Raw genomic sequence first — 12,938 nt, 5'->3', positions numbered from 1 at the left:
TGCGGGCGGCGGGCCTTCGGGCTGTCGCTTGCCCAGTGTCGTTCAGTCCTTCGTGAGAGCGGTCGTACTGCTACCTAGAGTACGTGTCTCACCGGCTCCTGGTTCCCGCCGGGCCTTGCCCAAGGAGACCGGATCGGGCTCGCGCGGGGCGCCGAAGAGCATCCGCCGGAAGTCGGCGCGGGCCTGCCGGGCGGACTCGCGGGCGGCGGCCACGGCCTGTCGTGTCGCCCTTCCCACGCTGCGCGCGGCCTGGGCGGCGGGCCGCAGGACCGTGTCGCGGACGACGTGCCCGACGGGCGTCAGCACGGTCCGGTACACCCAGCGCACCGGCTCCACGAAGATCCACCGGAAGAGTCGCCCGAGGAACCGCCCGACGGCGAGCGAGAGGTGTCCGGCGACGCGCCAGGCATGGCCCAGGGCCTCGCCGATCTCCCTGCCGATGACGGCGAGCACCCGTCCGACCGGTACGAGCACCCATCGCCACACGGCGAGCGCGGGCAGCACCAGCAGGACGCGCGCCGTCCAGTAGAGCGCGGCGCCGATCCCGGTGAAGATCATCCGTATGAGCCACCCGAGACCTCGCGCCAGCCAGGCGATGCCCCTGCCGACGGGCGCGAGGATCCACTCGTACAACCACAGGGCGGGTACGACGAGGAGGTACCGCACCAGCCAGGCAGCGGCGGTGTACATCCCGATCCCGACGGCCGCGAGCACCAGCCCGATCCCCTTGAACAGCCAGGCGATCGCATGCCCGACGGGCGTGAGCAGCCGCGCGTACACCCAGGCGAGCCCGGCCGCGATACCGCCGAACACCCAGGAGAGTCCGGCCGCGATACCGCCGAACACCCAGGAGAGTCCGGCCGCGATACCGCCGAACACCCAGGAGAGTCCGGCCCCGATCCCGCGCACCACCCAGGTGAGGCCGGTCCAGATCCCCTGGGCGACCCACGCGATGGCGTGACCGAGGGGGGTCAGGACCGTGTCGTACAACCACACCGCGGGGATGACGAGCAGCACGTTCCCGAGCCACGCCAGCGCCCTGCCGACCGGCACGACGACATACCGCCACAAGGCCACCCACGGCCAGACGAACACCGCCCACGCCACCCACGCGAGCGCCCGCCCCAGCGGCCGCAGCAGGGTGTCCCTCAGGAACCGTCCGCCGACGACCAGCGCGTCCCACACCATCCGCACCGGCACGACCAGCACGAGCACCACGATCCGCACGGGGATGCGGATCGCGACGACCAGGCACCCCTCGGCCTGCGCCACGGGCCGCTCAGCAGGCGCCTTTTCCAGATCCATACCTACGTAGACGCGTCAGCCGCCGCCATGGATGCGGCCGGTGGGCACCCAGTACCGCAACTTCCCGCCCCGCTCGTCCTCGAACTCCCCACCGCCCGCCTCGATCACCTTGCCGCCCCGGGCCTACTCCTTCGCCGCCTTGGCCGCCTTCGCGATGTTGGAGATCTTGGCGGCCTTGCCGGCCCGGGACGCCTTCGGCCTGCGCCGGCCCGTGGACGGCGGCGGGACGGTGGCTACGCGCTGGACCGAGAACTCACGGTTGATCTCGGTCTGGGCGCGGATCGGTTCGGGCAGGTCGGGCATGGCCAGCAGCCGGTCGCAGGCCCGGATCGAGGTGGCGTGGTCGCCCACCCAGTACGCGGTGATCGAGAACTCGAAGAGCAGGCCCCAGCGGTACACCCAGCCCTTGGTGAAGAGCAGGTCGTCCGGCTCGGGCTTGTCCACGGCGGCGCCGAGAATGGCGTGCGCGGTGTGATAGCGGCCCTGGAGACGCAGCCGTGAGGCCAGTTCGTAGCTGGCTTCGAGCCGCTGCGGACGGGACTCCCAGGCGCGGGAGAAGGCGTCCATCGCCCCGGGCCAGTCGCCGGTCCTCTCGGCCTTGAGGAGACCGGCCTCCAACAGCGAGCAGTAGACCTCCTCGACCCAGCCGCCCATCTCGGCACGGCGCTCGTACAGGGCGATGGCCTCTTCCGCGTGCCCGAGGTCGCGTTCGGTGTTGGCCAGGTAGAAGACCGTGCGCGTATTGGCGGGGTCGCGGGCGAGCTCGCCCCGCAGCAGGCGCGCGTCACGCTCGAACTTGTCGCTGCGGCAGCCGCCGTCGGCGTGGTCCTCGATCACCAGCGCGTCCAGGTTCTCCTGGACGTCGGGCTCGTCGGTGCACGGGTACTCGTGGGTGACGCCCTCGTAGCGCCAGGCCCAGTCGCCCCGCATCAGGTGCTTGAAACGGTGCTGGGTGCCCGGAGTGTCGTAGCGGATCATGTACGACGTCGCCGTCAGCCGTGGCAACGGCGCGTCCTGGCGCATCACATGGTCGGCGTCGATGGTGAGCAGGAAGTCGGCCTTGCCGCGGGCGTGCCGGATGTTCTGGGTCCGGTTGTGCCCGAAGTCGACCCAGGGTTCCTCGTGGAGTTCGCCCGGGATGCCGTCGAGCGTCTTGCGGATCAGATCCCGCGTGCCGTCCGTCGAGCCGGTGTCGGAGATGACCCAGGTGTCGATCAGATGGCGAACGGAGCCGAGACACCGTTCGATCACACGCGACTCGTTCTTGACGATCATGCAGAGGCAGATGGTCTGCTGCTTCACGGCCTCACCGGTTCCGGGGTGGTGGCTGCCTGGCGGAGGGGCGGCCGCCAATGTGGCACAGGCCGGTTTCAAGGGCCTTCGTCCGCGCGGGGGCGGGCCGGAACGGCGCCCAATTGGCCTCACCCAAGTTCAAGCGTGAACCAAAGGGCTGATATGTCCCTATATGGAGGCCTTTATTAATCCGATTTGATGATGTACGTGCGCGTTCCGACCGGCTGTGCCCGTTGGCCCGGCGTGCCCGGGTCAAGCTCGCGATCGGCTTCGGGGACACCCCCCAACCCGTTCGAAGCAAGGAGTACGTACATGAATCCTGAGTTCAGGGCGGCATCGCGGCTGGGGCCGCTGGCGCGAGAGAGATTCAAGAAGGCGGGCATGTTCGCCTCGCTGACGCTGATCCTGGCGACCGGCGTGGTCAGCCCCGCCACGGCGGCAGCGCGGAGCGTGACCGGCCACGCGACCCTGACGAACCCCGCCGGCGGCGACAAGTGCAAGAAGCCCCACCACAAGCGCGAGCTGAGCGGACCCGCCGGCGGCCACGACAGGGCCGACTGCAGGCGGGGGCCGACAGGCCCGACGGGCCCGCGGGGCCACAAGGGCGCGACCGGGGCCACGGGGGCCACCGGCCACACGGGCGCGACGGGGGCTACTGGAGCCACGGGCGCGGCGGGTCGGCCCGGGGCGACCGGGGCCACCGGCCACACGGGCGCCACCGGCCACACAGGGGCTACTGGAGCCACGGGCACGCCGGGTCGGCCCGGGGCGACCGGTCACACGGGCGCGACAGGAGCCACCGGTCCGTGCGCCGACATCGACGCCCAGCAGGACGCGACCAACTTCGAACTGCGGGTCGCACTGAGCGGCGGAAAGACCTACGCGGGCATCCGTGACCTCAGGGACACCACTGCCCACCCCTTCCTGTGGACCGACCTCAGCACCCACGCCGACTACCCGGCGGACGACGTCGTCGGCTTCGCCTGTGGAGTCGCCGTCAACGGACATGGCGCCAACACCGGGACTCCCATCAAGTTCGACGTCATGACCACCACGGGCCAGGTCTGGGAGACCACCTGCCTAGCGGTCAACAGCCAACCCGACGCCACCCTGAACTGCAACGACTCCTTGGGCAATCCCAACCGCTGGACCAAGGTGACTCGGCAGCCGTCCCCGGGCGTCGTCAACGCCGGCACGTGACGGACGCACCGCAGCCGGCTCTCACCACGCGTGTCAGCCGGCTGCGGTAACAGGTGCAATAAGGGGTGTCCGAGGGGTTCGCGAAGCCCCCCGGACACCCCTTGCGGCCCCCCGCAACGGCCCGCCGCCGACCGTCGTCCAAAAAGGAAGCGCGGTAGCGGACATGAGGTGGCGTCAGCTGTGGCATCACACCAGTGCGGCCGACTCTGAACGCGTAGAACTCATGATATTCCGTACATATTTTCTATAGGCAGGGTTCAACCCTTCTGGCATATTTGAGGCCTCGACGTGACATGACCCCGGGGGGAGGCATGTTGCCCACGTGGACACGGAACGGTTGATCGGCGCGGACGCCCGATGGCTCATAGACGGGGACGAGCGGGACCTCGCGAGGATCACCTCGTTGGCGACGCTGCCGGCGACGGAACGGAACGCGCTGCTCGCGGAGTTCGCGGCAGCGGCGGAGAGCGGCGGTACACGGGAAGCGCACCTCTTGGCTCTGGCCCTCGGGGCGCTGGGCCACCACGAGTCGGCCATCTCCGTCCTCCGCTCCCTGCTGGACGGACATCCGGACCTCTTGTCGGCCCGGCTCAACCTGGCGGTGCTGTTCCAGCTGATCGATCTGCCCGCGGTGGCCCTGGAGGAGCTGGAACGGGTCGCGGCAGAAGCGGAGGACAGCCCCCTGAAGACGCTCGCCGGCGACCGGCTCAGGCACCTCCGGGACTGGCGGGCCGCCGAGTCGGCGCGGATCAGGTTCCAGCAGGTACGTCTGGCCGCGCTCCGCGAGCGGGATCAGTACGGGGAGAGCGGTGCGGCGGATCTCCATGAACTGGGCAGCCTGCTTCTGACCCTGGCCGGGGAACCGTCGAGCCCGGTCAGCCTGCCCGAGGCGGTCACCGTGCTGGAGCGGGCCCACGCGGCGGCCCCCGAGAACCCCCAGGTGCTCGAAAAACTGACGGTCGCCTACACGGTCACGGGCCGCGACGACGAGGCATCCGCACTCCTGCGCACCCTGGAGGAGATCGCCCCCCACTCGCCGGAACTGGAGCGGGCGCGACTGAGCGGGCCGTCCGACGCGGCCACGCGGGCGTACGGACTCCGCAAGCTGCTGCTTCTCGACGAGGTCGCGCGCAGTGGGGGCCCGTCTCCGGCAACCGTCGAGGCGATCCGGGAGCTCGTCAAGAAACTGCCCGACAGCCCTGACTACAAAGCCATGTTGATGTTCTCGGTCTGGGTGTCGGGAGATCTGGAAGCGGCGCTTCGCCTCGCCGACGAGCTGGCGCGCATCGAAGACATCCCCCACAACATCCACTTCAACGTGGCACAGGTGTACTGGGCCGCCGGCCGGCGCGAAGAGGCGGAACGGCATCTGTCGGCGGCCGAGGAAACAGCCCTGGACGACTCGGACCGGGCCGATGTCACCGCTCTTCGCGAACTCCTGGAAGGGGGCGACCGTGCTGGATGACGTGGAGCGACGCCTGTTCGTGAGGGCGTTGTCCGTCACCCCCGAGACGCTCGGCGAGTTCACGGAGCGCGATCCGGAAGAGCTGTTCCGCATGTTCCTGGCCACAGGAGAGCGTCTCTTCGAGATGCAGTCGGGCCTGACTTCGGAGGAATTGATCGGCAGAGTCCTCTCGGCGGAGTCACCGTCACAAGTGGTGACAGTGATCGAGAGCGCGGACCTTCCCTACGTCGTCTGGCTGCTCCACCGATTGCACCGGCGCTCCCTCGAACTGGAGAGTCAAGGCCGCCCGGCACAGGCCGAACTGGCAAGGCTCACGCTGGAGACGGCATGGAGCGCGCGGGGTACGGCAGAAGATCGATCCCTTGCGGACAGGACGCCCCCACCGGACGGTGAGCGGTCAACGGTGAACTTCCCGGATCTGCTGTCGGCACTGGACGAGTTGTCGGGTGTGCTGGCCAAATACCGCTACCTGCGTTCGGTGACAGTTCCCGGCGACCGGCCCCTCCTCGCGAACACGGCGGAGTTCTTCGAGATCATGAGAAGGCACTCCGGGGTGTTCGAACGCGAAAAAGTCGCAAGTTATGTCGCGTTGGTATTCGCGAGCGGTGACCCGATGAGCCGTGTTTTCGCCCGTCTGGAGTGGATGGCCTACTGGAACACACAGGGCAAACACACGTGGGTGGAGCGCCACTTGAAGCGCCTTCAGGTGGATATCGAGAACGCCGCGGGGACGCGCCCGCCGCACGAGCTCATGGAAATGATCGGGCAGCGTTCTCTGGAGATCGACTTATTGCCCGTCGCCGTTTCCGCGTTCCGGACGGCCGGCGAAGTGGCCGGACCGCCCGAGCCGACCGCCGACAGCGTGATCTGGCACGCCCGGACCCGGTTCAAAAGGGCAAAAGGTCTCCGCCGGCTCTCCCAGTCCGCAGCGGCCCTGAGCGTTCTGCAGCCGGCACTCGAGTACCCGTGGCACGAGACGCTGGTCTCTGAGCGCGTAGTCGAAGCCCGTGCGCTCAAGGCCGAGATCTGGACGCTGCTCGGCCTGCTTCACGAGGACTTGGGTCACTACATGGAAGGCCGGGAGTGCTACCTGGCGGCGGCCACGGAAGGGAGGGCCGCCGGGAAAACACAAGAGGTCTTCACGGCGTACACCTATGCCATGGCCTCGCTGACCAAGGCGGGGCTTCATCGAAGCGCCGCGCGGGAAGGCTACCGCCTACTGGACTGGACCCGGACGGAACTCCTGCCGGGCCTCCTGCCCTCGGCACTCAACAATGTGGGCCACATCCTCAGTGCCGCCGGCCGTGCCGACGAAGCGGTGCCCCTGTACCGCGAAGCACTCGCGCTGCAACGACAGTTGGGAACCCGCAGCCCTCAGGAGATGCACAGCCTTTTCGCTCTCGGCGACGACGCACGGCGCCGCGGTGAAGTCGCCGAGGCCAGTGACCTCTATGCCAGTGCGTTCGAGGCGGGCAAGAAAATAGGAGACGCCTACCAGGCAACCACGGTCTTCTACCGCAAGATGGCCGGCATTCCCCAGAGGATCACCGACGAGCTGCTGGTGGCTGCCTTCCGAGACGCACAACAGGCCCAGGACACGGGCGAGCTCGGTCTGCTGGAGGCCGCGCTCGGCGTCCTGCTGGCGAATGCCCTCGAGGAAGACGACCACGCTGTCGCGATGGACATCACTCGCTACTTCTACGAGGTCGCCACCGGGGCGGAGCCGGAGAACGAGACGGCACTGAGAGCGACGCTCCAGTACGCCGAGACACTCTGCGCCCATGGCGGCGAACAGGAAAAGGTCAGGGCCTTCGAGCTGCTCTGGACGACACGCACCCGCGTCGTGGACGAGATCCGCCGCGAGGGAAGGACATCGAGCAGAGTCGACACCGAATACCTCAGGATTCTGTGCGAGCAGCTCATCACCCTGCTCTTCGACCACGGCGACCTCGTTCCCCTCCCGGACCAGCGCGACGCGACGGAGCTCGCGTTCGATGTCCATGAGGAAGCCAAGTCGCTGTACATCCTGGCCAGATACGCACGCGCCAAGCTGACCGTGCCGGCCGGCGTCCCCTCGGAGCTCGCCGATCGCGAAGAGTTGCTGCTGGGCGAGATGCGTGACCTTCTGGACACACCGGATGACGTTCTGGTGCGGGGGACGAACCGGGCCGACCGGGTGCGGAACATTCAGGATGAGCTGACCGCACTGCACGAGCGCATACGTGCCGTGGCACCGGCCTATGTCCGGCTCAGGGAATCCACGCCGGCGACGCTGGCGGAATCCAGGGCGATGCTCGCGCGGCGCGGCGACGGCGCGTCACTGGTGTCCTACCTCTGCGGCAGGACGACGACCTGGATGTTCGAGGTCGCCCCTGACGGCACCCTCACCTCGACACAGACACCCGTCACGCGAGGACAACTCGCCGACTGCGCGGAACGACTCCAGCGCACCTTCGACGGTGACGAGAGCGTCTTCCCGCCGATCGCACCTCTGAACAGGAATCGGCCGTGGCGTCGCGACCTGTCCTTCCTCGACGCACTCTCCCCGCTGGTCGACTTCTCCGAACGAGCCGCCGGAAACGATGGCCTGGTCTGCCTCGCACCCGACGGCCCACTGCACGGAATTCCACTGCACGCGCTGAAGTGTCCGAAAGACCAGCGGTACATCATCGAACACACGGCAGTGAGTTACATCCCGAACATCAGCTCTCTGCTCTACATCACCGCCCGCGCGTCCGAGGCGCGGAGTGACGGAGACAAGGGCGCCTTCGTGGCCGCTGTTCCCACCCGCGCCGAAGACGGCACGGGCGATCAGCCGGCCGAACTCGATGACACGCACCTGCTCGCGGACGCGGGGTGGCAGGTGCACACCGTCCCCGCCGTCGAGCTCACGCCGTCGGAAGTCCTGAGCCGGCTCGGCCATGAACGCGTGATGCACTTGACGTGCCACGGTTATTTCGACCCCGCGAATCCACTCGACTCGGGGCTGATCCTGTCCGACGGGCAGGAGCTCCCGCCCGCGGACTTCCGACGCCAGTCGCTGCGCAAGAGGCTCGATCACCTTCTCTCCGTCCGGCAGATCCTGGCCAACTCCGCCAGGCTGGACCTCCTGACCCTCAGGGCGTGTTCCACGGCCAGGGTCACGGAAAGCGCGGACAAGGACGAGCGCGACGGATTTGCCGGGGCACTGATGATCTCCGGAGCCAACGCGGTGGTCGCCGCCCTGTGGGACGTGGACAGAACGAGCAGCCGGGCGTTGCTGGCCGAGTTCTACCGGCGCCTTGCCCGAGATCCGTCCGTACCGACCTGGAGAGCGTTCTGGGACGCTCAACGCCGGCTGATGCGACATCCCGAACAGGCGCCCTGGAGCCATCCCTACCACTGGGCCGGGCTGACGTTGTCCGGCGACTGGAGATGACATGCGAAGCACACCGGAAGGCCTCAGCGCACAGAGCCTCGTCCGAAGTCTCCAGGAATTCACCGAAGATCAGGGAGAAGTCGGGGCGGCGGGAATCGACGACCGGGAACTCGCCACGGCGGCCATCGACGCGGTCCTGTCGCACGCCACGGCCCTCGGAATCGACTCGCTGCTGGCGTCCGAGGAACAAGCGGTCACGGTGGGACGGAACCTTCTCGACGGTCTGGCCACGGATCCCGACACAGCCGACACCGTGGGGTCCATCCTGGACGACCCGCCCGTCGACAACCGTATGGTGACGGACTCCCTGGTCGTCTCCGCCGCCGTGCTGGCCGCGATCGTCGCCTGGCTGCAGACGAAGATCGATCTCAAGGTGCATCGCAAGAACGGCAAGACCGAAGTGAGCCTGGAGATAGAGAAGAAGCCCGCGAGCGACAGCCTGATCAAGCAACTCGCCACCACTCTGTGGTCCATGCTGACCGGCGGCGGAGGCCCCGGCGGCGGAGGCCCGGATCAGCCTTAGTGCCGTGTCACCTCACCGAACCGGTGCGCGGAACCAGCCGGTCAGGTCGGTCAGCCGGTCGGGTCGGTCAGTTCGGTCACCAAGCCGCGCCCCAACAGCGGGCCGAGCGCGGCGACTACGTGGGCTGCGTCGCAGGCGCCCTCTCCTTCGCGGAGTACCGCGAAGGCCTGGAGGCGGCAAGGTTCACCAGGTCGAGGTCACCCCCACCCACCCGGTGGCCGACGGGATGCACTCCGCCGTCGTCCGCGCCACCAAGCCCTGAACCCAAGGGACTCGACGAGCATGAAATAGACGGACATGGGTGGATGGTTTCGAAGGTTTATGCCAGGCCGACGCTTGGATTCCCAGAACTTCCAGGCACACTTTGCGTGTTGTATTCCGGCCACCAAGAGGATGACCCACGCATGATTACGCTCTCCAAGGAAGACGGCCCGGCAGATCTGGACGGAGTAACGCATCTGTCCATCGGGGTGTCCTGGGACCCGACCGCCGGCAGCAGCGGCGGAGTGGTAGGCATGCTCCGCCGCAAGACCGGCACCGACCTCGACCTGATCGCCGTCGCCATGCAGGGCGCGGACCCGGTGCGTCTGGCGGGCCTCGACTCCCTCGACCCCATGGGCAATGGCTCCTTGGTTCACAGCGGCGACAACCAGACCGGGCGCGGTGAGGGCGACGACGAGACGGTGACGGTCGAGTTCTCGCGGCTGCCGCCCAACGTCACGTCGATAGTGTTCATCGCCGCCGCGTACAAGAAGGGCGCCTCCTTCCAGAAGGCGCGCAACATCAGCTTCAAGGTGTACGACGCGAGCGGGGGCAGCACTCAGCAGGTCGCCGACATCTGGCCGAGCCTGCTCACCCAAGACAACGGCTGTGCCGTGGCCAAGGCCGTGCGCGACGGCGGCAGTTGGAAGCTTGAGGTGATCAATGTGACGGGGAAGATCAAGCAGGGTGACGAGCACGCCCTGATGCGCTTCGCCATCAGCAAGTAGTTCATCTCATCAGCGGGCAGGACGGGGTCCCCGCGGTCCGGTACCCAAGTGGCGCCCGGGCCGCGGGAGATCACGCTCGGCACCGTGATTCGGGTGCGACTCGCCCCGGACCTACAACCGGCGCAGGTTGCGGTCGAGGACGGCCCGCACCCGGTCCACGTCGGCGGGGTCCTGGGCTCCGCGCTTGGGCAGGACGAAGAAGATCCGGGTCCGCCGGGTCGTGAGGACGAAGAGCTCGCCGGTCTCGACGTACCAGGGGAACGCCTGCCAGTCGATGGTGCTGGCCTGGGACCCGCCCGTGGTCGTCATCCCCTCGTCACCGACCACCGTCCGGCAGGTCCCGTAGTCCTCCATGTCCGCGTGCTGCTCCCGCGCGACGCGAGCCAGGGTCTTATGGGTGGTCACGACTCCGGCGACCACTCCGGCGACGACCACGATCGCCGTCATCGCGGGTGCGAAACCCCTGAGCTCGCAGAAGAAGAACACCAGCACCAGGATCAGGGCCGGCCAGACGATCAGGCCCCCTCGCCCGGGCCAGGTCCCGTACGTGTAACGGCGCATCGCGGCCTCGTAGTCGGCCGGTGTCGGCTCGTAGACGAACGCGATGTCCGCGTCCTGCCCGGTCGACTGTATGTGATCCCCACCACTGTGCATGGCAGCAGATCCTAGCCCCCACAGATCACACACAGCCGGGCCGGGGTACCCATGCGCCGAGGCCCCCGCCGATGGGCAGGGGCCTCGGGAAATCGCCAGGTCAGTGACTGTGTCCGCTGGTCACCGGCTTGTTCACCGTCAACGGCAGCAGCTTCTTGCCCGTCGGGCCGATCTGGATGTGAGTGTCCATCTGCGGGCAGACACCGCAGTCGAAGCACGGAGTCCAGCGGCAGTCCTCGACCTCGGTCTCGTCGAGGGCGTCCTGCCAGTCCTCCCAGAGCCAGTCCTTGTCCAGCCCCGAATCCAGGTGGTCCCAGGGCAGGACCTCCTCGTACGTCTTCTCACGCGTCGTGTACCAGTCGACGTCCACGCCGAACGCGGGGAGCGTCTTGTCCGCGCACCGCATCCAGCGCTCGTACGAGAAGTGCTCGCGCCAGCCGTCGAAGCGGCCGCCGTCCTCGTAGACGGCGCGGATGACGGAGCCGATGCGGCGGTCACCGCGGGAGAGCAGGCCCTCGACGATGCCCGGCTTGCCGTCGTGGTAGCGGAAGCCGATCGAGCGGCCGTACTTCTTGTCGCCGCGGATCTTGTCGCGGAGCTTCTCCAGGCGGGCGTCCGTCTCCTCGGCGGAGAGCTGCGGCGCCCACTGGAAGGGGGTGTGGGGCTTGGGGACGAAGCCGCCGATCGAGACCGTGCAGCGGATGTCGTTCTGGCCGGAGACCTTGCGGCCCTCGGCGATCACGTTCATCGCCATGTCGGCGATCTGCAGGACGTCGTCGTCCGTCTCCGTGGGAAGGCCGCACATGAAGTACAGCTTCACCTGGCGCCAGCCGTTGCCGTACGCGGTCGAGACGGTCCGGATGAGGTCCTCTTCCGAGACCATCTTGTTGATGACCTTGCGCATGCGCTCGCTGCCGCCCTCGGGGGCGAAGGTCAGGCCCGAGCGGCGGCCGTTGCGCGTCAGCTCGTTCGCCAGGTCGACGTTGAAGGCGTCCACGCGGGTGGAGGGCAGCGAGAGGCCGATCTTGTCTTCCTCGTACCGGTCGGCCAGGCCCTTGGCGATCTCGCCGATCTCCGAGTGGTCCGCGGAGGACAGGGACAGCAGGCCGACCTCCTCGAAGCCGGTCGCCTTCAGCCCCTTCTCGACCATGTCGCCGATGCCCGTGATGGAACGCTCACGCACCGGGCGGGTGATCATGCCCGCCTGGCAGAAGCGGCAGCCGCGGGTGCAGCCGCGGAAGATCTCGACCGACATGCGCTCGTGGACCGTCTCCGCGAGCGGGACCAGCGGCTGCTTCGGGTACGGCCACTCGTCGAGGTCCATGACCGTGTGCTTGGACACGCGCCACGGAACGCCCGACTTGTTGGGCACGACTCGGGCGATACGGCCGTCGGGGAGGTACTCGACGTCGTAGAACGCCGGAATGTAGACGTTGCCCGTCTTCGCCAGCCGGAAGAGGACCTCTTCGCGGCCTCCCGGCCGGCCCTCCGCCTTCCAGGCGCGGATGATCTCGGTCATGTCGAGGACGGCCTGCTCGCCGTCGCCGATGATCGCCGCGTCGATGAAGTCGGCGATCGGCTCCGGGTTGAAGGCCGCGTGGCCGCCGGCCAGGACGATCGGGTCGTCGAGCGTGCGGTCCTTGGACTCCAGCGGGATCCCGGCCAGGTCCAGGGCGGTCAGCATGTTCGTGTAGCCCAGCTCCGTGGAGAAGGACAGGCCGAACACGTCGAAGGCCTTCACCGGGCGGTGGCTGTCCACCGTGAACTGAGGGACCTGGTGCTCGCGCATCAGCGCCTCCAGGTCCGGCCAGACGCTGTACGTGCGCTCGGCGAGAACGCCCTCGCGCTCGTTCAGTACCTCGTAGAGGATCATGACGCCCTGGTTGGGCAGCCCGACCTCGTACGCGTCGGGGTACATCAGCGCCCAGCGGACGTCACAGGCGTCCCAGGGCTTGACCGTGGAGTTGAGCTCTCCGCCGACGTACTGGATCGGCTTCTGCACATGCGGGAGCAGAGCTTCGAGCTGCGGGAAGACCGATACAGCGGATTCGGCAGACATCTCGCGAACCTTCGTGAGCTGACAGGGGTGAC

General features: G+C 68.0%; 9 protein-coding genes and 1 pseudogene. 6 read left to right on the top strand and 4 right to left on the bottom strand.

Features of this window, described 5'->3' with window-relative positions; all coding sequences use genetic code 11:
* Positions 1–42: 42 nt before the first annotated feature.
* Both OIC96_RS31895 and OIC96_RS31890 read right to left on the bottom strand, forming a co-directional pair.
* Positions 43–1,305, bottom strand: a complete 1,263-nt coding sequence (locus OIC96_RS31895) for a hypothetical protein (RefSeq protein WP_330304543.1) — start codon at positions 1,303–1,305, stop codon at positions 43–45.
* A 123-nt stretch (positions 1,306–1,428) separates the two neighbouring features.
* Positions 1,429–2,607, bottom strand: a complete 1,179-nt coding sequence (locus OIC96_RS31890; protein ID WP_330304544.1) for a glycosyltransferase — start codon at positions 2,605–2,607, stop codon at positions 1,429–1,431.
* 303 nt (positions 2,608–2,910) lie between these two features.
* Here OIC96_RS31890 and OIC96_RS31885 point away from each other — a divergent pair, with 303 nt between their 5' ends.
* The 6 genes and pseudogenes from OIC96_RS31885 to OIC96_RS31860 all read left to right on the top strand — a co-directional run bounded on the left by OIC96_RS31885 (position 2,911) and on the right by OIC96_RS31860 (position 10,193).
* Positions 2,911–3,798, top strand: a complete 888-nt coding sequence (locus OIC96_RS31885) for a hypothetical protein (protein WP_330304545.1) — start codon at positions 2,911–2,913, stop codon at positions 3,796–3,798.
* A gap of 322 nt (positions 3,799–4,120) precedes the next feature.
* Positions 4,121–5,263: a tetratricopeptide repeat protein gene (locus OIC96_RS31880; protein WP_330304546.1), complete on the top strand. Its 1,143-nt coding sequence runs from the start codon at positions 4,121–4,123 to the stop codon at positions 5,261–5,263.
* Positions 5,253–8,681 carry a CHAT domain-containing protein gene (locus OIC96_RS31875; protein ID WP_330304547.1) on the top strand — a complete coding sequence of 1,143 codons (3,429 nt, stop codon included), beginning with the start codon at positions 5,253–5,255 and terminating at the stop codon, positions 8,679–8,681. Before OIC96_RS31880 ends, OIC96_RS31875 begins: the two co-directional genes overlap by 11 nt.
* 1 nt (position 8,682) lies before the next feature.
* Positions 8,683–9,204, top strand: a complete 522-nt coding sequence (locus OIC96_RS31870) for a hypothetical protein (RefSeq protein ID WP_330304548.1) — start codon at positions 8,683–8,685, stop codon at positions 9,202–9,204.
* 89 nt (positions 9,205–9,293) lie between these two features.
* Positions 9,294–9,466, top strand: a pseudogene (locus OIC96_RS31865) (arsenite S-adenosylmethyltransferase); the annotation flags it as partial.
* A 142-nt stretch (positions 9,467–9,608) separates the two neighbouring features.
* On the top strand, positions 9,609–10,193 hold the full coding sequence (locus OIC96_RS31860; protein WP_330304549.1) for a TerD family protein: 585 nt from the start codon (positions 9,609–9,611) through the stop codon (positions 10,191–10,193).
* 111 nt (positions 10,194–10,304) lie between these two features.
* Here the strand turns inward: OIC96_RS31860 and OIC96_RS31855 are convergent, their stop codons facing one another.
* Both OIC96_RS31855 and OIC96_RS31850 read right to left on the bottom strand, forming a co-directional pair.
* Positions 10,305–10,847, bottom strand: a complete 543-nt coding sequence (locus tag OIC96_RS31855) for a YcxB family protein (protein WP_330304550.1) — start codon at positions 10,845–10,847, stop codon at positions 10,305–10,307.
* Between the two features lie 100 nt (positions 10,848–10,947).
* The gene (locus OIC96_RS31850; RefSeq protein ID WP_330304551.1) at positions 10,948–12,906 is read right to left on the bottom strand and encodes a TIGR03960 family B12-binding radical SAM protein; all 1,959 of its coding nucleotides are present in this window, start codon (positions 12,904–12,906) and stop codon (positions 10,948–10,950) included.
* Positions 12,907–12,938: the final 32 nt, after the last annotated feature.

The sequence above is a fragment of the Streptomyces sp. NBC_00775 genome, assembly GCF_036347135.1.
Lineage (GTDB): Bacteria > Actinomycetota > Actinomycetes > Streptomycetales > Streptomycetaceae > Streptomyces > Streptomyces lutosisoli.
This window is presented reverse-complemented; position numbering and strand designations above follow the sequence as displayed.